Raw genomic sequence first — 26,097 nt, 5'->3', positions numbered from 1 at the left:
GTGGTCCCGGTCCGGCCGCGGCGTCGGGTCAGAAGGTGTTGACCTTGTCGAGGCTGACGAACATGCCGTGCTGGGTGCGGTCGTTGGTGAACCGGGTGCCGTCGGCGGTGGCGACGATCGTCCAGCCCTGCGCGTTGTAGGTCTTGTAGTCGATGGTGACGGTCGGGATGGCCCCGAGGTTGCCCAGCACCCATTGCACGTTGCCGGCGGAACTGATGCTGACGCCGTTGGCGTGCTCGCCTTCCTGCATCGGGGAATTGGTGAACGGCGCCTCGCACCCCACGGTGTCCTTGTTGATCTGGCAGCGGGTCTGCCCGGACTTCGTCTCGATGAAGACGTAGCCGTTCTGGTCGGGCGCCAGCGGAATGGCCCCGGCGGGCGGGGTCGGGGCGCCCGGCGCCGACGGCGGGGCCGTGGTGGTGCCCGGCGCCGTCGGCGCGGGCGTCGGGGTGGTCGGCCTGGGGGTGGGGAAGGTGGGCTCGACCGGGCCGGCCCCCGGCGCGGCGACCGGCTTTCCCTCGATGATCGAGGCGCAGCCGTCGATCAGGGCGGGGCTGATGAATACGGGGACGAGCAGCAAGGATCCGCCGGCCAGCCCCCACCGCACCTTTCGAGGCAACAGCACGCGTAACTCCCAGCTCGGTCCAATACCGGGATCAGACTAAACAGCGGGCGCCGAAAGCGGCCGCAGTGACGCGCCCGCGGATGCACGCCGATGGCGAATCTTTATCGCGGCGTGATCGATTCGCGCATCAGCTCGGCCGCCCGGTGCGCCGCCGCCACGATGCCCCGGTAACCCGTGCACCGGCAGAAGTTGCCGGACAGGCCTTCCCGGATCTCGGCGTCGGTCGGATCGGGGTTGTCGCGCAGCAGGGCCATGGCGGCGCGCCCGATCTCGTCGACTTTCAGGCCGCCGGCCGGTTTGCCGATCACCGCCGCCTCAGCCGCCCCCGCGATCGCGAAATCGCCGTGCCGGCGTGAGAACTCCCGGACCGCAAACCCGCCCTTTTCGACGGGTCACCGCGCACGCCGGCCACCGAATACGCCAGCTCCACTTCGGATTCGGCGACTCTGAGGCGATGCGCGGCCAGCGCGACGAGCCTTTCGCGCAGGATGGCGCCGGTCTCGCCGACGGCCCCGGCCGTCATCGGGCCGTACGGGGTGATTACCGGGTCGCCCTGGATGGTCGCCACGTCGTCGATGTCGGCACCCAGCGCGTCGGCGGTGGGCTGAATCACGTTGGTTTCCAGGCTGTTCCGCTCGAGCCGCCGTTGACGTAGACGTTCATCTTGCCGGTCGGCTCCATCCGGATGATGCAGCCCTCGGCGGCCAGGTGGCCAGGTGGCCGGTGGCGGCCCTGCGCGAGCGCGTCGCGCTGTTCCTTCCGAAATCCCTGGGCGTCAAGGAGTTTCACGGCCTGTAAGAATGTCTCGGTCGGCACCGGCGCGTAGATCTGTTGCCGCCCCGCCCAGCCAGCCGGCCACGTTGCCGGGGAAACCGTCGTGCACCTCCGACGTCCGGACGCGGGTGAAGTCGGTGAGGGCCGCCGCGGCCGATCAGCGGCCGGCCGTCCTCGACGCGCTGGACACGGGTCCCGGCATAGCGGGAGAAGCTCAATGCCATTATGTGAGAGTGGCGTTATCGCAGCCGAGGGACCGGTCGAGGATCTCCGGGCGCCGGCGCGTCGGGGTGCTGCTGGCCGCCGGCGCGGGACGGCGGTACGGCAAGCCGAAGGTCCTGGTCGACGGGTGGCTGGAAGCCGCCGTCGGCGCGCTGCGCGGCGGGGGCTGCGCGGACGTCGTCATCGTGCTCGGCGCCGGCCAGGTCGTTCCGCCGCCCGGGGTGACTGCGGTCGTGGCGCCGGATTGGGAGGACGGGCTGAGCGCCTCGGTCCGAGCCGCCCTGGCCGCGGCCGACCGCCTGCGGGCGGACGACGCGGTGCTGCACGTCATCGACACCCCCGACGTCGGACCGGACGTGGTGGCGCGCGTCCTGGACCGGGTGGCGCGCTCCGGTGCCGGGCTGGCGCGGGCGTATTTCGGCGACCGGCCGGGCCATCCGGTGGTCCTGGCCCGGGACCACTGGCCGGCGGTCCTCGCCAGGTTGTCCGGGGACCAGGGTGCGGGCGCCTACCTGCGCGGCCGCGACGACGTCATGCGCGTCGACTGCGCCGACCTCGCCGACGGCCACGACATCGATTACCCGGGAGACGTGCCCGACGGCTAAGCCGCCACCGGCGGGTCGCTGAGGGGCGACGTCGTTACACCTGGGTCCTGCGCGGCGGCCCGCACGCGGTGACGGACGAAATACCAGCCGGCGGTGAGCGCCACGGTGCCGAAGACAAACGCGCCCATCAGCCACGGACCCTGCACCCTGTCGAACAACATCAGGACGACCACGCTGGCCAGAAAGACCAGCGTGAGATAGCCGCTGTAGGGGGACAGCGGCATCCGGAAGCTCGGACGTTGCACCCGCCCGGCCCGCGCCAGCCGGTGCAACCGCAGCTGGCTGGCCACGATTGTGCCCCAGGCCACCACCACGCCGACCGCGGCAAGGTGCAGCACGATCTCGAACGCCTGGCTCGGTTTGACGGCGTTGAGGACGATGCCGAACAGGCCGATGGCGCCGGTGAGCAGGATCCCGCCGAACGGCACGCCGTTCTTGGACATCGGGGCCGTGAATTTCGGGCCGCTGCCGTTGAGCGCCATCGACCGCAGGATGCGGCCCGTGGAATACAGTCCGGCGTTCAGGCTTGACAGTGCGGCGGTGAGGACCACGACGTTCATCAGGCTGCCGGCGCCGCCGAACCCGAGCTTGGAGAAGAACGTCACGAACGGGCTCACATGGTCGCGGTACGCGGTGTAGGGCAGCAGCAGCGCCAGCAGCACCGTCGACCCGATATAGAACACGGCGACGCGCAGCACCACCGAGTTGATCACCCGCGGCATGATCTCCTCGGGGTTCTCCGTCTCACCGGCCGCGATGCCGACCAGCTCGACGGCGGAGTAGGCGAACACCACCCCCGAGGTAACCAGCACCAGGGGCAGCAATCCGGCCGGCAGGAGGCCGCCGTGGCTCTCCCAGAGCTGGGGGCCGGTGCCCTGGCCGTCGACTTTGAACCCACCCACCAGGAACACCACGCCGATCACGAGGAACGTCACCAGCGCCAGCACCTTTATCAACGAGGCCCAGAACTCCAACTCGCCGAAGAGCTTCACCGAGATCAGGTTCATCGACAGCACGACTACCAGCGCGATCAACGCGAGCGTCCACTGCGGGACCGCCTGGAAGGCGCCCCAGTAGTGGCAGTAGTGGGCGATCGCGGTGGTGTCCACGATGCCCGTCATCGCCCAGTTCATGAAGTACATCCAGCCCGCCACGAAAGCGACCTTTTCGCCGAAGAATTCGCGGGCATAGGACACGAAGGAGCCCGACGACGGGCGGTGCAGCACCAGCTCGCCCAGCGCGCGCAGGATTAAGAACACGAAGACCCCGCACACCGCGTAGACCACGAACAGCCCGGGGCCCGCTGATGCGAGCCGCCCGCCGGCACCCAGGAAGAGACCTGTGCCGATGGCCCCGCCGAGGCCGATCATCTGGATCTGCCGGTTCTTGAGGCCTTTGTGGTAACCCGCGTCTTCACGCGTTAGCCGAGCACTGTCGGGTGATGACATCGAGCTCCTGCGGTAGTGACTCCGGGGAGACCCCAGGCTAAACCATGGACGCTGCGCACGGTGGCCCAGACCGGCTAAACCTAGATCCCCAGCATCCGTTCGGCGTTGCGGTGGCTGATGCGGGCCCGATCGTCGCGGCTGAGCGGCAGGTTGTCCAGGAAAGCGCGCGCCACGCGCATGGATCCGAAGGGATAGTCGGCCGAGAAAGCCACCCGGTCAACGCCGACCTGGGCGACCAGGTTCGCGTAGGTCGCTTCGTCGTTGAAGTTCGCGAACGTGTAGTTGAAGTTCTCTCGAAGGTAGGAGCTGATCGGGCGCTTTAGGCCGGTCAACTCCGGGGACAGCGTGGCGTCGAACCGCGGGAGCATGAACGGTGTCGCCTCGCCCATGTGCCCGATGATCACCTGCAGCGTCGGGTAACGGTCGAACACGCCGCCGAGGATCATCCGCAGCACGTGGGTGCCCGTGTTGATGTGCCACCCCCACCCCACGGTGGCCAGCGCGAACGTGACGCGGTCGGCGAAGCCCGCGTAGCAGGACTCGATCACGCCGGCCGGCGGCACGGTGGGGTGCAGGTAGATCGGGGCCCGCAGCGCGGCGGCGCACTCCAGCACGGGGGCGAAGAACGGATCGTCGAGATAGCGGCCCTGGCTGTGGCCGTTGACCACCATACCCAGGAAGCCGAGGTCGCGCACCGTCCGCTCGAGCTCCTTGACCGCCCGCTCGGGCGCGCTGATGGGCAGGGCGGCGAATCCCGCCAGCCGGTCGGGGTGGCGCGCGATCGCGGCGGCGAGCTCCTCGTTGCAGGCGCGAGCCAGCGGAACGGCGTCCGGCGGGTCCAGCTGTTCGACCCCCGGCGCCGCCAGCGACAGCACCGCCAGGTCGACGCCCGCGTCGTCCATCGCCGCGATCCGGCCGTCGCCGAGGTCGCTGATCGGTTCCACGATCCCCTGCCGCGATTTCAGCCAGCCGCCCGGACCGTTCAGGAATTCCGCCGTGACGAAATGCTCTTCGAGCGCGATCGTGCGCATTCGGTCGTGTCTACCCCTCGAGTAGTCGGGCGGCGGCGGTCCAGACTGGCCGCCGCTCGCGGTTGTCGGCGAGCCGGATCGTCTTGGTGTACCCATATTCCGCGAGTGTCTGCTGGGTGTTGTTGCCTACGAAGCCGCACACACCCACCCCGCGGTTGACGAACACGGTGCCCGCCCGCATCCGCCGGCTGACCCGAAGCGCCCGGTCGCCGTCCCGGGTGAATACGGCCGCCGCCAGCCCGAACCGGGTGCCGTTGGCAATCCGCACGGCCTCGTCCTCGTCGGCGAACGGGATGAGGGCGACGACCGGTCCGAGGATCTCCTCCCGGGCCACCCGCATGCGGGGGGTCACGTCGGTCAGCACGGTCGGGGAGACGAAGAAGCCGTCCGCCAGTCGAGGGTCGTCTGGCAGCGGCGCCTGCGCGGCGATGCGCGCACCCTCGGCAACGCCGATGCCGAGGTAGTCGAGGACCTGCTTCTGCTGCGCGCGGGTGACCACCGGCCCGACGTCGGTGTCCGGGTCCGCGCCGTCGCCGACCCGCAACCGCCGCACCGCCGCACACAGCTTCTCCCCGAATTCCTCGATGATGTTGTGCTGCACCAGGATCCGCGACGACGCGGCGCGTATTTCGCCGTGGCTGAAGAATCCGCCGTCGACGGCGGCCAGCAGGGCCTCGTGCTGATCGGCGTCGTCGAAGACCAGCAGAGGGTTCTTGCCGCCCAACTCCAGCAGGGTCGGCGTCAGGTTGGGCGCGGCGGTCCGCAACACGGCGGCGCCGGTCCGCGGTGAGCCGGTGAAGGAGACCTTGCCCACCAACCGGTGACCGGCCAGCACGCCGCTCACCTCGCCCCTGCCCGGCACGGCGTGCACCACGCGGTCCGGTAGCACCGACTGCATCAGTTCCACCATGCGCAGCACCACCGACGGAGTCTGCTCCGGCGGCTTGAGCACCACGGCGTTTCCGACGGCGAGCGCCGGCGCGACCTTCGCCGCCGTGTGGATCGGGGGCCACGTGAACGGCACGAGGCAGGCGACCACCCCGTACGGCTCCAGGGTGGTCATGCCGGAGACGGGCCCCCGCTCGCCGGCGTCGTCGCGGGCCACGCCGGGCAGCGCCTCCGCCGCGTCGGCGAAGTGCTCGAAGATGTTGATCGCCGCGTCCACATCGACGTTGCGCGCCTGGGTGAACGGCTTGCCCATCTCCAGCGACTCGAGCTGGGCAAGCTCGTCGGCGTTGGCGCGGATCACCTCCGCCACCTCGCGCAAGTACCGTCCGCGTTCGCCCGCCGGGCGCCGCTTCCACCGCAGGTGGGCGGAGTGCGCCGCGCGCACCGCCTGGTCCACCTCCTCGGCGCCGGAGCCCTGGACGACGGTGACCGTCTGGCCCGTCGCGGGGTTCTGAACGACGAACTGGTCGTCGGTGGACGCCGACGACCAACGCGTCCGGATCCTGGTCAAGGTCGGCAAGGGGTAAGCCATAGGCACCGTCCAGCACAGTGAGGGGGAGGGGATGGACCGCGGATGGACCGTGGTCGATCAACCGGAGGGGTAACTCCAAGCGAACGGTACGTTGACCAGCGCTATCGGTGCCAATACCGGTTTCTGATGGGGGCTATCACGCAGGGTGATAATGGCCACGTGGAGCTTCGCCAGCTGGAGTATTTCCTCGCCGTCGCGGACAACCATGGCTTCACCCGCGCCGCCGAGAAGCTGCACGTGGTGCAGTCCGGGGTCTCGTCGACGATCAAGGCGCTCGAGCGCGAGCTCGGCGCGCAACTGTTCGTCCGGGGGCCGGCCGGTGTGACGCTGACCGCCGCGGGACGCGCGCTGGCGCCACGGGCCCGTACCACCCTGGACGCCGCCCGCGCGGCTGTCGACGCCGTCGCGGCCGCCCGCGGGGCCGTCCGTGGCACCGTCACCCTCGGGACGCTCACCTCGATCAACATCATCGACCTGCCCACGCTGCTGTCCAAGCTCTACGCCCGGCATCCCGGGGTGCTGGTCCAGCTTCGCTCCGCCCGCGAGGGGTCTGCCGGGCTGGTGCAGCAACTCCGGGCCGGCGACCTCGACGTCGCGTTCACCGTCTTCACCGACGGGCCGCCGGACGATCTGCACGCGCGGCTCGTCGCCGAGTACCCGCTGCTGCTGGTGGTGCCCGCCGACCATCCGCTCGCCGAGCGGGAGACCGTCCGGCTCGCCGAGCTGGCCGGGATGACGTTCGTCGACGGTTCGCCCGGCTACGGCAACCGGGCGGTGGTGGACCGGGCCTTCGCGGCGGCCGGGGTGGAGCGCACGATCGCGCTCGAGATCGCGGACATCGGCACGACCGCGACCCACATCCGCAACGGCATCGGAATCGGCTTCTTGAGCCGATTCATCCTCGACGAAATCGGGGACCACGGCCTGGCGACCGTGCGCATCGCCGATCAGGACCTCTGCTGGCGCCTCTACGTCGCGATGTCCGCGGTCCGCCCGCCCGGCGCGGCCACGCGCGCGGTGTTCTCCCTGATCGAGGAGATGATTCCCGACCGTGGCGCGCCCGGCGTGCCCTGACGCCGGGACCAGAACTACCGGTCCGCAGGACGCCGCGTCATTACCCGACGACCTCGCGGAGCTCGTCGAGCATCTCAACCTCCGCGACGCGATTCACGTCGGCCACTCCACCGGCGGGGGCGAAGTCGTGCGTTACCTCGCTCGGCACGGTGAGCCAGGGCCGCCAAGGCCGTTCTCATCAGCGCGGTCCCGCCGCTCATGGTTCAGACCGACGCCAACCCCGATGGCCTCCCCAAATCGGTGTTCGACGATCTGCAGGCGCAGTTGGCGGCGAACCGGTCGGTGTTCCACCGGAACCTGTCGGCGGGGCCCGAAGTCAGCGGCGCTGCTGGCCGAAGCGTCGTTGGTCCACATGTTGACGATCGCGGTCGCGACGACGATGGAGGCGGTCCCTTCCCGGATCCGGTTGACCGGCGCGAGGTCTTCAATTGACGCGGTACCAAGGCCCAGCCACACCGTCAGATAACCCAATTGTTCGGCCTCGGTAGCCATTTCGATGCGAGCAGCATCTCCATAGCCGGGATGCAGCCAGGCGCCGAACGCCCGAGGCGAGCCGGTAACGGGGGGTCACGAGCCCGCCGGCACGATGCGAAGGTCCACGATGTGGTCGTCGCGCACGACGAAGCTGTTGATGAGGTCGACCTCGCCGCCGGGGAAGTTGCCCTCGAGATGCAGGTGCACGTCGTAGTGCTGCGTACCGTCGGCGCCGCCGAGCGCCTTCGCGGCAGTGACAGTGGACGTGTATTCGAATGCGGTGTCGACGTCTTCGCGCCATCGTTGTATCTCGGCGCGACCGGCCCGGTGTTTGCCCTCGTCGAACACGCTGGCGTCCTTGCTGAAACAGGCGACCACCGCATCGACGTCGCGCCGCACAGACGCGGCCAGATAGTCCGAAATGGCTTGGGGCAACGACTCTTGGCTCATGATCTTCTCCCCTGGGTAGACTCGCTTCTGAAATTGAAGTTAGTAACTTCTGATTTAGAAGTCAAGGTGGCGCAATGACGGAGAAGATTCGGCTCGAGGACCGGGAGTGCCCCCTGTCGGCGACGCTGGGGCTGGTCGGAGAGTGGTGGACCTTGCTGATCCTGCACGACGCCTTCGACGGTTACACGCGCTTCGACGAGTTCCAGGAGAACCTGGGGGTGTCGTCGAGCCTGCTGGCGGGCCGGTTGAAGCGACTGGTCGACGCCGGCATCTTCGAACGGCGTCCGTATCGGGAGAAACCCGTTCGGCATGAATACGTCTTGACCGAACTGGGGCGCTCGCTGCGCCCGGTGATCGTCGCGCTGGCCGCGTGGGGCAACGCGCGTCTGCAATCGCGTGAGCGCAGCATGGTGCTTGTCGATGCGGAGACCGGAGTGGAGGCCGAACCGGTTCTGGTCGACCGTGTTTCGGGGCGGCGGGTCGACGGCCCCGACTTCGTGTTCACCGCGGGACCCGCGGCCAGCAAGCCGTTCCGGGACCGCTACGCCGGGCGGCCCGCTGCGGTCCAGGCTCCGCAAGTCAGTCGAAGGTGAATCCGCGGAGGCTTCTGCGCGACGAGACGCCCGGCGCAGCCACTCGCCGTAGACCAGGTGGGTGCGCGCAACATGCACGACGGCCGGGCTGCCTTGGAGGTGGGTGAGGGCTTGGCGGTAGAGCGCGTCGGCACACGTCGGTGCGGACCATGAGCTGTGCCAGCGCCTCGCCGGCCGTCGTAAGGTCTCCGCACCGGGTGGCCGCCTCGACCAACTCGACCAGCAGCTAACCGCAGATCCCCAGGTTGTCGTAGCCCACTGCGCGGGCGGCGGCGGCCAGGGCGTCCTGGAACTGACCCAACCCGATGTGCGTATCCATCGGCGGCGTAGGCGGCGTTGAGCTCGTTGCAGCAGCCGATTCAATTGATGTCGAGGTACCGTCGGTGCCTGCGCATTCCCGCCTCCCATCGCTGGGAGCTGGCATCCCGACGCGTGGGCGCGGACGGACCCGTGAAAACCCCGGGAACAAGACGCGCCCGGTCGCCGTTAAGATGGCAACAAGTTGAGTGAACCAGGCTCAAGGTTGGGGTTGACACCATAGGGTTGGCCGGCGCAGTCTTGAGCGGGGTTCACTCAGCATAGTGCAGTACCCAAGCTCTACTACTCAGGAGGAATCACCATGGCTCGTGCGGTCGGCATCGACCTCGGGACCACCAACTCCGTCGTCGCAGTTCTGGAAGGTGGCGACCCCGTCGTCGTCGCAAACTCCGAGGGCTCCAGGACCACGCCTTCCATCGTCGCGTTCGCGCGCAACGGTGAGGTGCTGGTGGGGCAGCCCGCCAAGAACCAGGCGGTGACCAACGTCGACCGCACCATCCGCTCGGTCAAGCGGCACATGGGCAGCGACTGGACGATCGAGATCGACGGCAAGAATTACACCGCCCCGGAGATCAGCGCCCGCGTGCTGATGAAGCTGAAGCGGGACGCCGAGGCGTACCTCGGCGAGGACATCACCGACGCGGTGATCACCGTCCCCGCCTACTTCAACGACTCCCAGCGTCAGGCCACCAAGGACGCCGGCCAGATCGCCGGCCTCAACGTGCTGCGGATCGTCAACGAGCCGACCGCCGCCGCGCTGGCCTACGGCCTGGACAAGGGCGAGAAGGAACAGACCATCCTGGTCTTCGACCTCGGCGGCGGCACCTTCGACGTCTCCCTGCTGGAGATCGGTGAGGGCGTGGTCGAGGTCCGCGCCACCAGTGGTGACAACCACCTCGGCGGCGACGACTGGGACGAGCGCGTCGTGCAGTGGCTCGTCGACAAGTTCAAGGGCACCAGCGGCATCGACCTGACCAAGGACAAGATGGCGATGCAGCGACTTCGGGAAGCGGCCGAGAAGGCCAAGATCGAGTTGTCCTCGTCGGGCAGCACGTCGATCAACCTGCCCTACATCACCGTCGACGCGGACAAGAACCCGCTGTTCCTCGACGAGCAGCTGACCCGAGCTGAGTTCCAGCGCATCACCCAGGACCTGCTGGACCGCACCCGCAAGCCGTTCCAGTCGGTGATCGCCGACACCGGCATCTCGGTGTCCGACATCGACCACGTGGTGCTGGTGGGTGGTTCCACTCGCATGCCCGCGGTGACCGACCTGGTCAAGGAGCTCACCGGAGGCAAGGAGCCCAACAAGGGCGTGAATCCGGACGAGGTCGTGGCCGTGGGTGCCGCGCTGCAGGCCGGTGTCCTCAAGGGTGAGGTGAAAGACGTTCTGCTGCTTGACGTCACGCCCCTGAGCCTCGGTATCGAGACCAAGGGCGGCGTGATGACCAAGCTGATCGAGCGCAACACCACCATCCCGACCAAGCGGTCGGAGACCTTCACCACCGCCGACGACAACCAGCCGTCGGTACAGATCCAGGTCTATCAGGGTGAGCGCGAAATCGCCTCGCACAACAAGCTTCTCGGGTCCTTCGAGCTGACCGGCATCCCGCCGGCGCCCCGCGGCGTCCCGCAGATCGAGGTCACCTTCGACATCGACGCCAACGGCATCGTGCATGTCACCGCGAAGGACAAGGGCACCGGCAAGGAGAACACGATCAAGATCCAGGAGGGCTCCGGCCTGTCCAAGGAGGAGATCGACCGGATGATCAAGGACGCCGAGGCGCACGCCGATGAGGACCGCCAGCGCCGCGAGGAGGCCGACGTCCGCAACCAGGCCGAGACGCTCGTCTACCAGACGGAGAAGTTCGTCGCCGAACAGCGCGGGGCCGAAGGCGCATCCAAGGTCCCCGAGGACACGCTGAACAAGGTGGACGCCGCGATCGGCGAGGCCAAGTCGGCGCTGGCCGGCACCGACATCACCGCGATCAAGTCCGCAATGGAGAAGCTCGGCGAGGAGTCCCAGGCGCTCGGCCAGGCGATCTACGAGGCCACTCAGGCCGAGGGTGGTCAGGCCGGTGGCGGCGCCGACGGCGGTTCGTCCAGCTCTGCCGACGACGTCGTCGACGCGGAGGTGGTCGACGATGACCGGGAGTCCAAGTGAGCGAAGCGAATCAGGAACAGGTAACTGTCACCGATAAGCGGCGCATCGACCCCCAGACGGGCGAGGTTCGGCAGGCCCCTTCCGGCGCTGAGCCGGAAGGGAGCCCGCCGGCCGGCAAGCCCGGCGAGGCGGGCGCGGAAGCGGGTACGAAGGTCGCCGAGCTGACCGCCGACCTGCAGCGGGTCCAGGCTGACTTCGCCAACTACCGCAAGCGGGCGCTGCGCGACCAGCAGGCGGCGGCGGACCGGGCCAAGGCGGGCGTCGTCAACGAATTGCTGGGCGTGCTCGACGACCTCGAGCGGGCGCGCCGGCACGGTGACCTCGATTCGAGCCCGCTGAAGGCGGTGGCGGACAAGCTGATGAACGTCGTCAGCGGACTCGGCCTGACGTCGTTCGGCGCCGAGGGCGAGGACTTCGACCCGGTGCTGCACGAGGCCGTCCAGCACGAGGGCGACGGCGGCGAGGGCTCCCGGCCCGTCATCGGCACCGTCATGCGGCAGGGTTACAAGCTCGGCGAGCAGGTGCTACGGCACGCGCTGGTCGCCGTCGTCGACACGGTCGGCGACGCCGGCGCGGCCCCGGCGGCCGACACGAAACCGGGCGAATCGGACGATAAAGCCGGCAGCCCGGGTGACTAGACCACACAATCAGCACAACAAGACAACAAAAGGTGAGAGGGGGTGACGCAACATGGCCCAGCGTGAATGGGTCGAAAAGGACTTCTACAAGGAGCTGGGCGTCTCCTCCGACGCCAGCCCGGAGGAGATCAAGCGCGCCTACCGCAAGCTGGCGCGCGACCTGCATCCCGACGCCAACCCCGACAACCCCGCCGCGGGCGAACGGTTCAAGGCCGTGTCCGAGGCGCACAACGTGTTGTCGGACCCGGCCAAGCGCAAGGAGTACGACGAAACCCGTCGGCTGTTCGCCGGCGGCCGCTTCGGTGGCGGCCGCCGGTTCGACGGCGGCGGCGGCTTCGGCGGGTTCGGCGGTGACGGTGCCGAGTTCAACCTGAACGATCTGTTCGACGCCGCCGGGCGAAGCGGCGGGGCCAACATCGGCGACCTGTTCGGCGGCCTGTTCGGCCGGGGCGCCGGCAACCGTCCCAGCCGGCCGCGGCGCGGCAACGACCTGGAGACCGAGACGCAGCTGGAGTTCGTCGAGGCCGCCAAGGGCGTGGCGATGCCGCTTCGGCTGACCAGCCCGGCGCCGTGCACCAACTGTCACGGCAGTGGCGCGCGCCCGGGCACCAGCCCGAAGGTGTGCCCGAGCTGCAACGGTTCCGGCGTGATCAACCGCAATCAGGGTGCGTTCGGTTTTTCCGAGCCGTGCACCGACTGCCGGGGCAGCGGCTCGATCATCGAGCACCCCTGCGACGAGTGCAAGGGCACCGGCGTGACCACGCGCACGCGCACCATCAACGTGCGCATCCCGCCCGGCGTCGAGGACGGGCAGCGCATCCGGCTGCCCGGTCAGGGGGAAGCTGGCCTGCGCGGCGCCCCGTCCGGTGACCTGTACGTGACGGTGCACGTGCGGCCGGACAAGGTCTTCGGCCGCGAGGGCGACGACCTGACGGTGACAGTTCCGGTTAGCTTCACCGAATTGGCCTTGGGCACAACGCTTTCGGTTCCGACGCTGGACGGCAAGGTCGGCGTCCGGGTGCCCAAGGGCACCGCCGACGGCCGGATCCTGCGGGTGCGCGGACGCGGCGTGCCCAAGCGCAGCGGTGGTAGCGGGGACCTGCTGGTCACCGTGAAGGTGGCGGTGCCGCCCAACGTGGAGGGCGCCGCGCAGGAGGCCCTGGAGGCCTACGCGGCCGCCGAGCGGGCCAGTGGTTTCGATCCGCGAGCGGGATGGGCGGGTAATCGCTGATGGCAAGGAATTCGCGAGAAGAGGGGTCGCGCACCTTCCTGATTTCGGTGGCGGCGGAACTGGCGGGCATGCACGCGCAGACCCTGCGCACCTACGACCGCCTCGGGCTGGTCAGCCCGCGCCGGACTTCCGGTGGGGGACGGCGCTATTCGGAGCACGACGTCGACCTGCTGCGGGAGGTGCAGCGGCTGTCGCAGGACGAGGGTGTCAACCTGGCCGGCATCAAGCGCATCATCGAGCTGACCAATCAGGTCGAGGCGCTGCAGTCGCGGGTCAAGGAGCTGACCGAGGAGCTGGCGCAGGTGCGTGCCGGCCAGCGCCGCGACCTCGCGGTGGTGCCCAAGAGCACCGCGCTCGTCGTGTGGCAGCCGCGCCGCGCCCGCTAGGCGACCGGCCCGCGCGTCAGCGAGTTCGAAATCGCCTGCGACCCGACGGAAGACGGTCGAGCAGCGCCGACAGTTGTTCGGGTTGTTCGAGCAGCACCGCATAACTGAGCAGCCAGTAGATGACGTCGAGCACGACGTCGGTGAGCTCGGGTCGCCGGGCGGTCTCGAGCCGCTCGAGCAGTTCGGCGACGGCCACCTGTTCGCGTTCCATCGTCGCGCGCCGTGACCCGCCGACCCAGGGACACATCGCGGGTGGCAACGGCTCGGAGGGCACCCGGGGTGTGTCGTGGGCACGCATCATGTTCCGCGCCTTGGCGTCGAGCGCCCGACAGTCGGACCGACCGGTGAGCAGGTTCGCCGCCTCGGCGTCCTCGAAGAACGCGTCCCCCAGCCTGCCGAGGTCGGCGAGCCGCTTGATTTCGGCCACCACACCCGGAGACATGACGCGGCGCCGGTCCTCGCCGAAGGTGAAGGGGTCCACGAGGGAAGCGGTGTTGTCGACGACGATGAACGAGGCCGCCGACATCAGCGCGGCGACGTCCTCCTGCCAATCGATGTCGGACTCCACGCGAAAGCCCACCTGGTAGGCCTTGCGCTTGCCGATCGTGATGTCGACGACATACGACTCTATGGGATTGGCCATCCACACCACTGGCATCGGGGCGATGGAATCAACGAGGTCGGCCAGCTCGGGCATCTCCAGTGCCAGGGTGCCCGACATGACGACGCCGGCGGGGTATCGGGCCATGATGCGGTTGTTGTAACCGCGCAGGAACAACACGAACGGCCGGCCCGCCGATTGGGCGTCGGCGAAGAGCGCTTCGGTGCGCAGGCGCGCGGCCCGGCGTTCCTCCAGGTGCGAAACCATATTCCTGGCATCGGCGTGTCGCTCGTGCTCGAGGTTGGCACGTTGTTTCCGACTGCGTTTCGGCAGCTTTCCGCTGACGACGAATTCGAGGAGTTTTGCCTGCAGTTTGCCCGCATGGTCTTGAAGCTCGACCGGCACGTGCCAATGCGGATCGAGTTCAAGCGATGGCTGACCGTCGCGCATCGCGATCAGCGGCGCGAATTGCTGGTCACCCGCCGCCTCGGTCAGCGAAACAGCAAGTGCGCCTTGAATTTCCGTCCATTGAATTGGATCGCCGTCGCGGCGCGTCCGTGCCGGCCCCGCTTCGTCCTGCGCCGCGCGCAGCTGCGGGTCGGTCGTCTGCCGGCGGCGTTTCAATAGCGCCGAAGGCCGCTTCACCGGTCGAGGCTACATCCGCGCGGGGGTTCGCACCAGATGTCGCCTGGTGGTCCGTCATCCCGCACTTCTGCGGTGCGTATGACTTCCGGTGGTGGTGGCAATCGTTGGCGAGCGGCCTGGCCGTTTCGGAAGCCGGCGCCGAGCGCAAACTAAGCCGTCGAATACGTACCCACCTGGCGCGTTTTGCGCGAGCATATAGCCATGTCCCGGGTGTTCATCAGCCACTCGCATCAGGACAGCGCGCAGGCAGTGGCTTTGAAGACCTGGCTCGAGCAGACAGAACCCGGCCTCGCCAACGAGATCTATCTCGATTTGGACCCCGACACCGGCACCCCGGCGGGCAGTCGCTGGAAGGACGCGCTGCGGGCAGCCAGTGAGCGTTGCGAGGCGGTTATCTGTGTGCTGTCGCAGCATTGGGACGATTCGCACGAATGCAAGACGGAGTACCGCATCGCCGAGGATCGCGGCAAGCCGATCTTCCCCGTGTGCCTGGCCCCTTCGACCGGAGCCGACATCACCAGTGAGTGGCAACGCTGCGACCTGTTCGGCGACGGGCCCATGACGTCGATCAGCGTGGACGGGCACCCCGAGGCGGTGCGTTTCTTGACTTCGGGGCTACGCCGGCTGCGTAACGGGTTGCGCGACGCCGGCATCGCACCGGACGGCTTCGAGTGGCCGCCGGCCGACGACCCGCATCGCGCGCCCTACCGCGGATGGCAACCGCTGCAAGCCGTGGACGCCGCGGTCTACTTCGGCCGCGACGCGCAGATCAACCGCGCGCTGAGCGCGATCCGCGAACTCCGCAGCTCGGGCGAGAGCCGGGCGCTGGTCATCCTCGGGCCGTCGGGGGTGGGGAAGTCGTCGTTTCTGCGGGCCGGCCTCTTGCCGCGGCTGCGGCGCGATGACCGCCACTTCCTGCCGATGGACATCGTGCGGCCGGAGCGCCGCCCGTTGACCGGCCCCTACGGTCTGGCCCGCTCCCTGCACAGCCTGCGCGCAGCGCTGCGCCTCACCCAACCGGTCCTCGGCGACCTGAAGGCCTGCGCCGCCGATCCGGCTCGAGTGCGGAGCTGGCTGCTGGAGGCCCAACACGCCGCGACCCAACGGGTCCTTGACGACGGTCCGGCACCACCGCCCACCATTGTGCTGGCCATCGACCAGGCCGAGGAATTGTTCGGCGCCGAAGCGGGGAACGAAGCCTCGGAATTCCTGACCGTGGTCGCTGGCCTCTTGCGCAGCGCGCAGCCCCCACTGTCGATCGTGGTGCTGGCCACGATCCGCTCCGACCGCGTCGAGCCGCTGCAAACGGCGCCGCAGCTCGCCGGGGCGCCCGCGCCGAAACTCTTCGAGGACTTGCGACCCATGCCGCGCGACCGCTACCGAGAAGTGATCTGCGGCCCGGCCGAACGCGCGCAGCGGGCGGGCGGCCGCTTGCGGTGGTCACCCGACCTAGTGGAGCGGCTGCTGGCGGACTGCGCGGAGGGCGCCGACGCGCTACCGCTGCTTTCGCTGACGCTTGCTCGCCTGTACGAGGACTACGGCGGTGGTGAGGTCGGGCTCGCGGAGTACGAGGCGACGGGTGGGATGGGCAGAGTCGTCGAAACCGAGATCGCCGCAGTACTTTCCGCCGACCCCGACACCCGCGAGGGTGAGTTGGCGCGGCTGCGCTCCGCGTTCATCCCCTGGCTGGCGACTATCAACGCCGCCAACGACGAGCCCCTGCGCCGGCCCGCGCGGTGGGTGGACCTGCCTCCCGAGAGTCACCGTCTCATCGACGCCCTGGTCGCTCAACGGCTGCTGCTGAAAGACGAGCGCGACGGTGAAGTGATCGTCGAGGTCGCCCTCGAAAGCCTGCTGCGTCAGTGGGACACGCTCGCGGGATGGTTGCACGACGAGTCGGCCGACCTGAAGAACACCGACAATCTCGAGCAGGCGGCACAGGCGTGGGAACGCACCGCCCGTCGCAGCGACTGGCTGCTGGAGGGCGAGCGACTCACCGAGGCCGAAGCCCTGGCCACCAAACCGGGTTTCCGGGACCGGCTCAACACCACCCGCGAATACCTGCTTGCTTCTCGGCAGCGCGAGGATCGGCGCGCCCAGGGGCTTCGCAAACGGGCTCGGGTGCTGCGGGTCGCGCTGGTCCTCGTGGCCGTGGTCGCGGTCGTCGCCATGATCGGATTCGGCTGGGCGTTCCTCGCCCGACGTGACGCCGACGCGCGTTTCCGGGATGCGACCGCGTTGCGGCTGTACGGGGAGTCGCAGCTGCTGCTCGCGGGCTTGAGTCCGGGCGGCAGCGACGACGTCACCGCCATCGAGAAGCTGCTGGCCGCGCTTGCCATTCCGTCGCACCACCAGGGCGAGCGGTACCCGCTGCTGACCGCGCTGCAGCAGGAACGAGACTTGCTCAAGGTCATCGACGTTCCGGCCATGGTGGCCGGCGTCGCGGTGAGCCCCGATGGCAGCCGAATCGCCGCGGGACTCGCCGACCACACGGTCCGGTTGTGGGATGCGTTGACCGGCAAGCCGATCGGGCAGCCGCTGCGCGGCCACGACGGCATCGTCACCAGCGTGGCGTTCAGCCCCAACGGCGCCCGCCTGGCCTCCGGCAGCATGGATCAGACCGTCCGGTTGTGGGATGTCGCCACCGGCCAACCGATCGGCCAGCCGCTGCGCTCGCCGCGCCAGGTGGTCACCAGCGTGGCGTTCAGCCCCGACGGCACCCGCCTGGCGTCCGGCAACAGCCGATACGTGTGGCGGTGGGACGTGGCGACCGGCCAACCGATCGGCGACCCGCTGCGCGGCCACGACGATTTGGTCTCGAGCGTTGCGTTCAGCCCCGATGGCAGCCGCATCGTGTCGGGCAGCGGGGATAAGACGGTGCGGTTGTGGGATGCGGTGACGGGCGTGCCGGTAGGGGTGCCACTGCGTGGTCACAGCGCAGACGTGATGAGCGTGGCGTTCAGCCCCGACGGGGCCCGCATCGCCTCGGGGAGCCTCGATTTCACCGCCCGGATGTGGGATGCGCACACTGGGGTACCCGTCGGCCCCCCGCTACGTCACGACAACGGGGTGCCGGGCGTAACCTTCAGCCCCGACGGACGGCTCCTGGTCAGCGCGAGCGCTGACAAGGCAATTCGGTTGTGGGATGTGGCGACTAGCAGACAAGTCGGCGTACTCCTGGGACATCGGGGGGTCGTCGAGAAGGCGGTGTTCAGTCTCGACGGGCGGCGGCTGGTGTCCGGCGGCGACGACAACACGGTGCGGATGTGGGACGCCGCAAGCTGGCAGCCCCTGCTCGGCCACGACGATCTGGTGATGGCCAGCTTTTCCGAGGATGGGCGTCGCATCAAATCCAGCAGCCTCGACAAGACCGCGCGGTGGTGGGACGCTGCGGCGCTGCGACCGATCGGCGAACCGCTGCGCGTCGACGACGACGACGTTCACAGCCTGTGGCCGATCGACGGCAACCGTCTCTTGTCGTACGGCTCGGTGAACACTGTCCGACTCTGGGATGCGCGGACCCGCCAACCGTTGGGCGAGCCGCTGCGTCTGGGGCCCTACGACGCGCTGCGCCCCATCGTGTACAACCGGGAAACCCACCGCATTGCGGCGCGCGTGTCGGCCGACGAAGTGCGACAGTGGGACGTCGAGACGATGCGGGAAGTGAGTCAACCTGTCACGCGGGCAGGATCGGTCATCGCGATCGAATACAGCGCCGACGGGCGGACACTGGCCACCGGCGACTTCGACGGAACCATTCAGCTGTGGGACGCCGACACCGGCAAGGCGATGGGGCCGCCGATGACCGGTACGGCGATGGTGGTGAGCATGGCATTCAGCGCCGACAAACACACGCTGGCGGCCGGCTACGCGGACAGCACGGTGCGGCTGTGGGACACCCGCACCTGGCGGGCGATCGGCGATCCGATGCACGCTGACGTGACGGTGGCTGCCCTAGCGTTCAGTCCGGACGGTCGCACCCTGGCCTCCGGCAGCGGTGACGGCACGATCCGGCTCTGGGACACCCGTGACCGAGTTCAGCTCGGCGCCCCCCTCTCTGGCCATACGTCCGTCGTCGCGAGTTTGGACTGGAGCCCTGACGGCGCAACGCTGCTCTCCGGCAGCGCCGATCACACCCTTCGCGTCTGGCCGGTGCCCGCCGCCACGCCGGATGCATTGTGCGCCAAGCTCACTCATACCATCAGTCCCGAACGGTGGAACGAGCTCGTGTCCCCTGACATCGGTTATATCGACGTCTGCCCGGGCCTGCCGCCCGGCGATGACAGCGGATGAGCCCCCGACATGCGAAGATGCGGGCACGCCATCGATAGCGTACGAGGAGACTCGCCGTGAAAAGAGCGCTGCTGGTGGGTATCGACTATTACGACGACCGTGATTTCCCGCCCTTGTCCGGCTGCGCCAACGACGCTGCCGCGCTGCACTCGTTACTTGCGAGGAACGAGGACAACAGCCCGAATCTGGACTGCCAGATCGCCACCGCGACCGACCGCGACTCGCAACTCACCCGCGGGCAACTACTTCAGATGCTGGACAGGTTGCTGGCCGGGGGCGCGAGTTTCGCACTGCTGTACTTCGCCGGTCACGGTAGCTCGACCAACGGCGGTGTGGCGCTGGGCACTTCCGACGCCACCGCGCACACGCCCGGGGTCGCCTTCTCGGAGGTCTTGACCAAGGTCAACAACAGCACGGTGTCGGAGATCACCGTCATCCTCGACTGCTGTTTCTCGGGCGGGGCCACCACCCTTGAAGCGTTGAACAACGGCCTGGCGAACCTGCGCAAGGGACTCGCGGTGCTGACGGCCAGCCGCGACGATCAGCCGGCGATGGAGACAGCCCAGGGGCGTGGCCAGTTTTCTACCTATCTGGAGGCAGCCCTGCAAGGCGGCGCAGCCGACACGCTCGGGCATGTGAACGTCGCGAACCTGTACGCCTACCTGTCGGAGTCCTTCGGGGCTTGGGAGCAGCGGCCCACCTTCAAAGCCAATGTCGAAGCTTTGCAAGACATTCGGCTGTGTGCGCCCCGGCTGCCGTTACACGAGCTACGCAAGCTCACCGACTGGTTCCCCACCCCCGTTGCCGAATTCCCGCTCGACCCGTCGTATGAGCCGACCGCAAAAGAGGCCATCGCCTCCCACGTGGCGGTCTTTTCGGCCCTGCAGCGGTGCCGGGCCTGTCAGTTGGTGGTACCCATCGACCAGGAGCACATGTACTACGCGGCGATGCGTTCGACCGGCTGCCGGTTGACCCCCTTGGGCCAGCGTTACTGGCGGCTGGTCGATGCCGGCCGGATATGACCGGTATCGGGGTCACCGGCCACCAGGATCTGCCCGACTCCGCGCTCGGCTACGTCACCGCCGGCATCCGGGAGATCTTGGCAGGGTTCACCGATGTCGTCGGATACAGCAGCCTGGCGGCGGGCGCCGACCAACTTTTCGCGTCGGAGGTGCTCGCTGCCGGTGGGCGACTGCACGTGGTCATCCCAGCCGACGGCTACGCGATGACCCTGAGCGGTGAGGCCGCCGACGCATACCACCGCTTCCTCGCCGCCGCGGCCGGCATCACCCGACTGCGGTTCGCCGTTCCCGGTGAGGCCGCCTACGAGGCCGCGGGGCGGTGGATTGCCGAGCACAGCGATCTGCTCATCGCGGTCTGGGACGGCGAGCCGGCACGCGGTCGGGGCGGAACGGCCGACGCGGTAGCGCACGCGCGACGACTTGACCGTGAGGTACGGATTGTGTGGCCTGCCGGGCTCAAGCGAGGCTGATCGTTGCGCAACCGGGATTTTGCTTTGTAGATCCGCCCGCAGAGAACGCGATCGCAGCGGCGTCACCGATCTCTATTTTCATGCCCACGACGCAGGGGAGAACCCGCGCGATGGCTATGGCTTGTGCGCCAGAGACACATGGCACCTACTGATGTGCCGTCACCCGAGAAGTGACAAATCCGCCGATTTTCGTTGTACAGGGTCCGCGGCAGCGAACAGGACGGTGATCTACCAGTCGTCCACTCGCGACGGGCTTTGGTTGGTTCGCCTTTCCTTCCGCTCGATGTCCACAACCGGGTCTGCGAATTGTGCAAGCGTCTGGACCGTGGCGACGGCGATGCGGTCAAATAGCACCTCTTTACCGGCCACTTAGACACGGTAATTCGAAATCGAGTAGCCGATTACTTATCGACCCCACCGCGCGTGCGTGGAAACATCAGGCTGTACGAGTTAGTCTGCCAGCAAAAGGGTTGGTTCTTATGGCGCAGACACGTGAACAAGCGGTCACGGAAGTTAAGACCCGAAAATTGCCGCGGCTGTCATCGCCGGTCGAGGAACTCTGCGGGCACGCGTCGGTGGTGGTGATCGGCTCCGGGTATGGCGGCGCGGTCACGGCGTCGCGGCTGGCCCGGGCCGGACTGCCGCGCGACGGAAAAAAGATCTGGCTGCTGGAACGTGGGCGTGAGTCGCACCCCGGTCAGTTTCCGGACAGTCTGGCCGCGGCGCTCTGTAATGGGCAGCTGCAACTCGACACGCGGCACCTCGGCCCCCGAACCGGCCTGTTCGATATCCGCGCCAATGGCGACATGCAGGTCCTGGTTGGATGCGGGCTCGGGGGCACATCGTTGATCAACGCTAACGTTGTATTGCAGGCCGACGACCGGGTGTTCGCCAGCTGGCCCGCGGAAATCCGCGACGATGCCGCGACGCGGCTTGAAGACGGCTACGCGCGCGCCCGGCGGATGCTGCAGCCGCAGGAGCTTCCCCAACGTCACGCCCTGAACAAGTTAGACGCGCTGCGGCAGTCCGCCCAGCAGCTATCCGGACCGTTCTACCGTGTGCCGCTCGCGGTGACCTTTCAAGACGGCGCCAACGCCGCCGGCATTCATCAGAACGGCTGCACGATGTGCGGGGACTGCGTCTCGGGATGCAATGTCGGTGCCAAGAACACACTGCTGATGAACTACCTGCCCGACGCGGTCGCGCACGGCGTCAAAGCTTTCACGCAGGTTGCGGTGCACCACCTCAGTCGCGAGAACGACCGGTGGGTGCTGCATTGCGAACTCCTTGACACCGGTCAAGAGCTGTTCAATGCTCCTGCGATCACCGTGACCGCCGACCTTGTGGTGCTCTGCGCCGGCACGCTGGGGTCCACCGAAATCTTGCTGCGCAGCCGAGAATTTCTCGCTCTGTCCAGCGCGCTGGGCAGCCGCTTTACCGGCAACGGCGACGTGTTGGGCTTCTCCTACAACGGTGACTATCCCGTCGATGGTGTCGGGTGGGGAAACGCTCGCGCCGACGAGCTGGCGCGAAAACCGGTGGGGCCCTGCATCACCGGCGTAGTGGACCTGCGCAACGGCGAACTCGACGAGGCCATGGTGATCGAGGATGGGGTGATCCCCAGCGGGCTTGCACCGCAGCTGTCCGCCGCGTTCAGCGCCGCCGGCGTCCTCGGGGTAAACACCGCCACCAGTTTCGGCGATCAACTCCGATCGGCAGCCAGGGAACTGGACAGCAATCTGTTTGGTCCGCACTCCGGTGCGGTTCGCAACACCTTGACTTTCCTGGTGATGGCGCACGACGGCGCCGACGGCCGCCTCGTTCTCGGCGCGGACGGCCACGTGCGGGTGGCGTGGCCCGGCGTCGGCGACAAACCGATCCATCACAAGATCCCGGACAAACTGCTGCGGGCCACCAAATCGCAACGCGGCACCCTCGTGAAGAACCCCGGGGCGTTCCCCGAACTGGGCGGTAGGCCGATCACCGTGCACCCGCTGGGCGGTTGCCCGATGGGCGGCGACGCCGCGACCGGTGTGGTGAATCACAAGGGCCAGGTGTTCCGCGGCGGCAGCGGCGACGCCGTCTACGACAGCCTGTACGTCTGCGACGGCTCGATCATCCCGTCGTCGGTCGGTGTCAACCCGCTATTGACGATTTCGGCGCTTGCCGAACGCAACGCCGCCCTGCTGGCCGAGGACCGGGGCTGGCACATCGATTACGAATCGCCAACGCCGGACCTCCCGCCGGGGCCGCCCGAGGCGGTCGGCATCGAGTTCACCGAGCGGATGAAAGGCTGGGTGGCGACCGGCGCTGACATCCCGGTTGACTTTGTGGCGGCCGAGCGTGCCGGCCAAACTGCAAGCACGGCATTGTCATTCGTGTTCACCATCCTCGTCGAAGACCTCGACGAGTTTCTCGTCGACCCTGACCGCCGAGCGCGCATGGTGGGCACCGTCGTCGCCCCCACCCTGTCGCCCGATCCGATGGCGGCCAGCGATGCGACATTCAACCTGTTCGTCGATGACCCGCAAACCACCGGCACGACTCACATGACCTATCAAGCTCGGTTGAGCACGAGCGACGATCGTCGGTTCTTCCTCGAGGGTCACAAAGACATCCACCACGACACCGGCCTTGACCTGTGGGGCGACACCACCACCTTGTTCACCGTCGTCCACGCGGGCGACGACCGGACCGGTCCGGTCGTCGCGCGCGGAACGCTCACCATATCTCCCGGAGACTTCCTGCAGCAGTTGCGATCCTTCCGGGTCACCGGAACAGAAAGCGTCGCTGAGCAACTCACGGCCAAAGCCCGCTTCGGCGCCATGTTCGCGTCCGAGCTGTTCCACGTCTACGGCGGTGCGGTGGCCGGTGCCCGCCTGGGCGACCACGAAGCCCCGCCCCGCCCGAAACGTCCCTTGCGGGCGCCGGTGCCGACGGTCCATGCGTTCAACGCCGCCGACGGCGTCGAGTTGCGACTGACCCGGTATCGCGGCGGAGGCAAGGGCCCCGTGGTGCTTGCGCACGGACTCGGTGTGTCGAGCCTGATCTTCACCATCGACACCATCGAAACCAATCTGGTGGAGTTTCTCAGCGCAAGCGGCTACGACGTCTGGCTGCTGGATTTCCGCATCAGCACCGCCCTGCCCGCCGCACGGCATAGGTTCACCCTCGACGATGTGGCGCAATATGACTGGCCGACAGCCGTCGACGAGGTCCGTCGGCTCACCGGTGCACCCAATGTGCAAGTGGTGGCGCACTGCGCCGGTTCGACGAGTTTCACCTGTGCCATGCTGGGCGGGTCGTTGACCACAGAGCAGGTGCGCGCGGCGGTGTGCTCCCAGATCTCGACCCATATGGTGGTCGGGGACGTGATGCGGTGGAAAACCGGCCTACACGTCCCCGACCTGTTGGATCGCCTGGGATTCGACACTTTGTCCACCGACGCCCACAACGACGAGCGCTGGTGGGAGAAGGCATTCGACCGGGCCCTGGCTTTCTGGCCGATGTCGGCCGGCGAAGAGTGCGACAACGCCGTCTGCCATCGGATCACGTTCCTCTACGGGCTGCTGTACGAACACACGCAGCTGAACCGGGTGACCCACGACGCCGCGCTCGCCGAAATGTTCGGCGTCGCGAACATCGCCGCGTTCAAACACCTGGCGACGATGGTGCGCGCCGGCCACCTGGTCGGCGCCGACGGATCCAACCGTTACATGTCGCACCTGCAACGTTTGGCGCTGCCGCTGACCATCATTCACGGCGCGGACAACGCGTGTTACCTTCCGCTGAGCACACAGAAATCCATTGACGCACTGTCGGCCGCCAACGGCTCGCACTACTACAGCCGCCACGTCATTGCGGGATACGGTCACATCGACTGCGTCTTCGGGGAGCACGCGGCCGCCGACGTCTACCCGAAGATCGTCGCCGGTCTAGAACCCTCGGCGCGATTGTGAGCGCGCTAAGCCCCGCCGCGGATGCCGTCGTGGTCGGGTCGGGATTCGGCGGTTCCATCGCCGCTTGCCGGCTCGCGCAGGCTGGGCGCTCGGTGGTCGTGCTGGAACGCGGCCGGCGATACGGACCGCAGGACTTCCCGCGGGACGTGACCGACACCGACGCCTTGCTATGGCGCCACGAGAACCGCCGTAAGGCCACCGGGCTCTACGACGTTCGCTTCTTTTCCGCGCTGGGCTGTGTGGTCGCCGCCGGCGTCGGCGGCGGCTCACTGGTGTATGCCAATGTCCATATCCGCCCGGACCCGGCCGTTTTCGACGATCCCCGTTGGCCCGAAGGCACCAACCGTGTCAGCCTCGACCCCTACTACCAGCGGGTGGCAGACATGTTCGCGGTGGCGCCGCTGCCCGCCTCGATTCGGCTGGCGAAACGCGACGCCTTCCACAGCGCCGCGTCGCGGCTGGGTCGCGAATGCTTCGACCCCGACGCAGCCGTCCACTGGCCGCAGCCGCCCGACCCGCCCACGTCGAGGGGCACGTGCCAATTGGTGGCCGAATGCGAACTCGGCTGCCGCTTCGGAGCCAAACGCTCCGCCGACACCACGTATCTCGCCGAAGCCGAACGATGCGGGGCGCGAGTGTGGCCCGGGCAGGTCGTGGTGGAGCTGCGTCGGTGCAGCGACGGATACGAGGTCAGGCACCGCGATGTTGGCACCGGCGCCGAGCATGTCACGGTGGGCCGGCGGGTGGTGCTCGCCGCAGGAACGTTGGGAACCAGCGAGCTGCTGCTGCGGTGCCGCGACCAACTCCGATCGCTACCGCAGCTGAGTCCGATCCTCGGGCAGGGTTTTTCGGCCAACGGGGACTTCCTTGGGTCGGTCAGCAACGCCAAGGCCGACTTGGCCCCCGACCGCGGGCCAGACGTCACGTCGGTGATGCGATTCTGCGACCAGGCACCCGAGTTCACCCTTGCCGCCCCCACGTTTCATGCCCCGGTCATGAAGGCCCTTGCCGCCATGGGCAGGCCTTCGGCTGGCCTGCCGCGCCCGGTGGCTCTGCTGTTGTGGCGGCTGTTGCCGGCGCTTGTGCCGTGGGCATTCGCCCATGGTGTGCTGTCCCGGTCGGCCCTGGCGGCATCCGGCGATCCGGGGTGGCGGCGGTCCACCAATCTGATCGCCATCGGTCGTGACAACGCTGGAGGCCGCCTGCATCTCACCCGCCGCGGACTCGACGTCCGCTGGAACTACCGGACCGACAACGCCGAACTGATCGACCGGATCGAGCGGGCGATGGCCGAGGTGTCGGGCTGCTACGGCGGCACCTTCACCCCGAACATGTTCTGGAAGGTGTTTCGCCGGATCTTCACCGTCCACCCCCTCGGCGGTTGCCGGATCGCCGAAAGCCCCGCACAAGGCGTGGTGTCCCCGGTGGGGGAGGTGCACGGCTATCCCGGCTTATTCATCGCAGACGGGTCGGTGGTGCCCACGGCGCTCGGGTTTCATCCGGCCATGACCATCTCGGCGCTGGCCGAGCGTACCGCCGCCGCCGTCGTCGCCGACAGCTCTTGAGGCGCTGAGCATGGCTGACGTCTTATCCT

20 protein-coding genes and 3 pseudogenes are annotated in these 26,097 nt (G+C 68.1%); 14 read left to right on the top strand and 9 right to left on the bottom strand.

All coding sequences use genetic code 11. The annotated features are described in order from the left end of the window. Window positions 1-28: 28 nt before the first annotated feature. The 3 genes and pseudogenes from SKC42_RS20220 to SKC42_RS20210 all read right to left on the bottom strand — a co-directional run. Window positions 29-625: a hypothetical protein gene (locus SKC42_RS20220; RefSeq protein WP_442932203.1), complete on the bottom strand. Its 597-nt coding sequence runs from the start codon at window positions 623-625 to the stop codon at window positions 29-31. Window positions 626-726: 101 nt separating this feature from the next. Beyond that, window positions 727-876, bottom strand: a pseudogene (locus SKC42_RS20215) (2Fe-2S iron-sulfur cluster-binding protein); the annotation flags it as partial. Between the two features lie 128 nt (window positions 877-1,004). Further along, window positions 1,005-1,438: pseudogene (locus SKC42_RS20210) on the bottom strand (molybdopterin cofactor-binding domain-containing protein); the annotation flags it as partial. A 194-nt stretch (window positions 1,439-1,632) separates the two neighbouring features. On the opposite strand from SKC42_RS20210, the gene SKC42_RS20205 reads away from it, so the two are divergent. Next, complete coding sequence (locus SKC42_RS20205; RefSeq protein ID WP_330966051.1) at window positions 1,633-2,226, top strand: nucleotidyltransferase family protein; 594 nt, start codon at window positions 1,633-1,635, stop codon at window positions 2,224-2,226. On the opposite strand, the gene SKC42_RS20200 is transcribed toward SKC42_RS20205, so the two are convergent. From SKC42_RS20200 to SKC42_RS20190, 3 genes are all read right to left on the bottom strand, one after another. Further along, window positions 2,223-3,674, bottom strand: a complete 1,452-nt coding sequence (locus tag SKC42_RS20200; protein ID WP_330966050.1) for an amino acid permease — start codon at window positions 3,672-3,674, stop codon at window positions 2,223-2,225. The genes SKC42_RS20205 and SKC42_RS20200 overlap by 4 nt on opposite strands. Before the next feature lie 80 nt (window positions 3,675-3,754). Then, window positions 3,755-4,705: an amidohydrolase family protein gene (locus SKC42_RS20195; RefSeq protein WP_330966049.1), complete on the bottom strand. Its 951-nt coding sequence runs from the start codon at window positions 4,703-4,705 to the stop codon at window positions 3,755-3,757. A 10-nt stretch (window positions 4,706-4,715) separates the two neighbouring features. Then, entirely contained in the window at window positions 4,716-6,173 is a 1,458-nt protein-coding gene (locus SKC42_RS20190) for an aldehyde dehydrogenase family protein (RefSeq protein ID WP_330966048.1), read from the bottom strand. Window positions 6,174-6,344: 171 nt separating this feature from the next. Here SKC42_RS20190 and SKC42_RS20185 point away from each other — a divergent pair, with 171 nt between their 5' ends. Further along, complete coding sequence (locus tag SKC42_RS20185; RefSeq protein WP_330966047.1) at window positions 6,345-7,259, top strand: LysR family transcriptional regulator; 915 nt, start codon at window positions 6,345-6,347, stop codon at window positions 7,257-7,259. A 43-nt stretch (window positions 7,260-7,302) separates the two neighbouring features. Then, window positions 7,303-7,571: pseudogene (locus SKC42_RS20180) on the top strand (alpha/beta fold hydrolase); the annotation flags it as partial. Between the two features lie 255 nt (window positions 7,572-7,826). Here the strand turns inward: SKC42_RS20180 and SKC42_RS20175 are convergent. After that, a complete protein-coding gene (locus SKC42_RS20175) occupies window positions 7,827-8,183 on the bottom strand; it encodes a nuclear transport factor 2 family protein (RefSeq protein ID WP_330966046.1) in 357 nt (118 codons plus the stop codon). 74 nt (window positions 8,184-8,257) lie between these two features. Here SKC42_RS20175 and SKC42_RS20170 point away from each other — a divergent pair, with 74 nt between their 5' ends. The 5 genes from SKC42_RS20170 to SKC42_RS20150 all read left to right on the top strand — a co-directional run bounded on the left by SKC42_RS20170 (window position 8,258) and on the right by SKC42_RS20150 (window position 13,513). Continuing rightward, window positions 8,258-8,776: a winged helix-turn-helix transcriptional regulator gene (locus SKC42_RS20170; RefSeq protein ID WP_330966045.1), complete on the top strand. Its 519-nt coding sequence runs from the start codon at window positions 8,258-8,260 to the stop codon at window positions 8,774-8,776. Between the two features lie 619 nt (window positions 8,777-9,395). Then, on the top strand, window positions 9,396-11,258 hold the full coding sequence (gene dnaK, locus SKC42_RS20165; protein ID WP_330966044.1) for a molecular chaperone DnaK: 1,863 nt from the start codon (window positions 9,396-9,398) through the stop codon (window positions 11,256-11,258). Beyond that, window positions 11,255-11,896 carry a nucleotide exchange factor GrpE gene (gene grpE, locus SKC42_RS20160; protein ID WP_330966043.1) on the top strand — a complete coding sequence of 214 codons (642 nt, stop codon included), beginning with the start codon at window positions 11,255-11,257 and terminating at the stop codon, window positions 11,894-11,896. The genes dnaK and grpE overlap by 4 nt, the downstream gene beginning before the upstream one ends. 52 nt (window positions 11,897-11,948) lie before the next feature. Next, window positions 11,949-13,127 carry a molecular chaperone DnaJ gene (gene dnaJ, locus SKC42_RS20155; RefSeq protein ID WP_330966042.1) on the top strand — a complete coding sequence of 393 codons (1,179 nt, stop codon included), beginning with the start codon at window positions 11,949-11,951 and terminating at the stop codon, window positions 13,125-13,127. Then, complete coding sequence (locus SKC42_RS20150) at window positions 13,127-13,513, top strand: heat shock protein transcriptional repressor HspR (protein WP_330966041.1); 387 nt, start codon at window positions 13,127-13,129, stop codon at window positions 13,511-13,513. Before dnaJ ends, SKC42_RS20150 begins: the two co-directional genes overlap by 1 nt. 16 nt (window positions 13,514-13,529) lie before the next feature. Here SKC42_RS20150 and SKC42_RS20145 read toward each other — a convergent pair whose 3' ends face one another. Next, window positions 13,530-14,381, bottom strand: a complete 852-nt coding sequence (locus SKC42_RS20145; protein WP_330966040.1) for a hypothetical protein — start codon at window positions 14,379-14,381, stop codon at window positions 13,530-13,532. Between the two features lie 15 nt (window positions 14,382-14,396). Here SKC42_RS20145 and SKC42_RS20140 point away from each other — a divergent pair, with 15 nt between their 5' ends. The 4 genes from SKC42_RS20140 (at window position 14,397) to SKC42_RS20125 (ending at window position 20,544) form a co-directional block, all read left to right on the top strand. After that, complete coding sequence (locus SKC42_RS20140; protein WP_330966039.1) at window positions 14,397-14,741, top strand: hypothetical protein; 345 nt, start codon at window positions 14,397-14,399, stop codon at window positions 14,739-14,741. 219 nt (window positions 14,742-14,960) lie between these two features. Further along, complete coding sequence (locus SKC42_RS20135) at window positions 14,961-19,052, top strand: nSTAND1 domain-containing NTPase (protein ID WP_330966038.1); 4,092 nt, start codon at window positions 14,961-14,963, stop codon at window positions 19,050-19,052. A 56-nt stretch (window positions 19,053-19,108) separates the two neighbouring features. Continuing rightward, window positions 19,109-20,074 carry a caspase family protein gene (locus SKC42_RS20130; RefSeq protein ID WP_330966037.1) on the top strand — a complete coding sequence of 322 codons (966 nt, stop codon included), beginning with the start codon at window positions 19,109-19,111 and terminating at the stop codon, window positions 20,072-20,074. Next, on the top strand, window positions 20,071-20,544 hold the full coding sequence (locus SKC42_RS20125; RefSeq protein ID WP_330966036.1) for a hypothetical protein: 474 nt from the start codon (window positions 20,071-20,073) through the stop codon (window positions 20,542-20,544). Before SKC42_RS20130 ends, SKC42_RS20125 begins: the two co-directional genes overlap by 4 nt. A gap of 228 nt (window positions 20,545-20,772) precedes the next feature. Here the strand turns inward: SKC42_RS20125 and SKC42_RS20120 are convergent, their stop codons facing one another. Further along, window positions 20,773-20,913, bottom strand: a complete 141-nt coding sequence (locus SKC42_RS20120; RefSeq protein WP_330966035.1) for a hypothetical protein — start codon at window positions 20,911-20,913, stop codon at window positions 20,773-20,775. A 158-nt stretch (window positions 20,914-21,071) separates the two neighbouring features. Here SKC42_RS20120 and SKC42_RS20115 point away from each other — a divergent pair, with 158 nt between their 5' ends. Both SKC42_RS20115 and SKC42_RS20110 read left to right on the top strand, forming a co-directional pair. After that, on the top strand, window positions 21,072-24,503 hold the full coding sequence (locus tag SKC42_RS20115) for a GMC family oxidoreductase N-terminal domain-containing protein (protein WP_330966034.1): 3,432 nt from the start codon (window positions 21,072-21,074) through the stop codon (window positions 24,501-24,503). Further along, window positions 24,500-26,068 carry a GMC family oxidoreductase gene (locus SKC42_RS20110; RefSeq protein ID WP_330966033.1) on the top strand — a complete coding sequence of 523 codons (1,569 nt, stop codon included), beginning with the start codon at window positions 24,500-24,502 and terminating at the stop codon, window positions 26,066-26,068. Before SKC42_RS20115 ends, SKC42_RS20110 begins: the two co-directional genes overlap by 4 nt. The last annotated feature ends 29 nt before the right edge of the window (window positions 26,069-26,097 follow it).

It is taken from the genome of Mycobacterium sp. 050134 (assembly GCF_036409085.1).
GTDB lineage: Bacteria > Actinomycetota > Actinomycetes > Mycobacteriales > Mycobacteriaceae > Mycobacterium.
Note: the sequence above shows the minus strand (reverse complement) of the source record. Positions and strands in the feature narration are given on the sequence as shown.

Excerpts from the sequence above, each read along its gene's own strand:
- SKC42_RS20200 (WP_330966050.1), bottom strand. The coding sequence starts at position 3,674 with ATGTCATCACCCGACAGTGCTCGGCTAACGCGTGAAGACGCGGGTTAC.
- SKC42_RS20195 (WP_330966049.1), bottom strand. The coding sequence starts at position 4,705 with ATGCGCACGATCGCGCTCGAAGAGCATTTCGTCACGGCGGAATTCCTG.
- SKC42_RS20175 (WP_330966046.1), bottom strand. The coding sequence starts at position 8,183 with ATGAGCCAAGAGTCGTTGCCCCAAGCCATTTCGGACTATCTGGCCGCG.
- SKC42_RS20170 (WP_330966045.1), top strand. The coding sequence starts at position 8,258 with ATGACGGAGAAGATTCGGCTCGAGGACCGGGAGTGCCCCCTGTCGGCG.
- dnaK (WP_330966044.1), top strand. The coding sequence starts at position 9,396 with ATGGCTCGTGCGGTCGGCATCGACCTCGGGACCACCAACTCCGTCGTC.
- dnaJ (WP_330966042.1), top strand. The coding sequence starts at position 11,949 with ATGGCCCAGCGTGAATGGGTCGAAAAGGACTTCTACAAGGAGCTGGGC.
- SKC42_RS20150 (WP_330966041.1), top strand. The coding sequence starts at position 13,127 with ATGGCAAGGAATTCGCGAGAAGAGGGGTCGCGCACCTTCCTGATTTCG.
- SKC42_RS20145 (WP_330966040.1), bottom strand. The coding sequence starts at position 14,381 with ATGGTTTCGCACCTGGAGGAACGCCGGGCCGCGCGCCTGCGCACCGAA.
- SKC42_RS20135 (WP_330966038.1), top strand. The coding sequence starts at position 14,961 with ATGTCCCGGGTGTTCATCAGCCACTCGCATCAGGACAGCGCGCAGGCA.
- SKC42_RS20125 (WP_330966036.1), top strand. The coding sequence starts at position 20,071 with ATGACCGGTATCGGGGTCACCGGCCACCAGGATCTGCCCGACTCCGCG.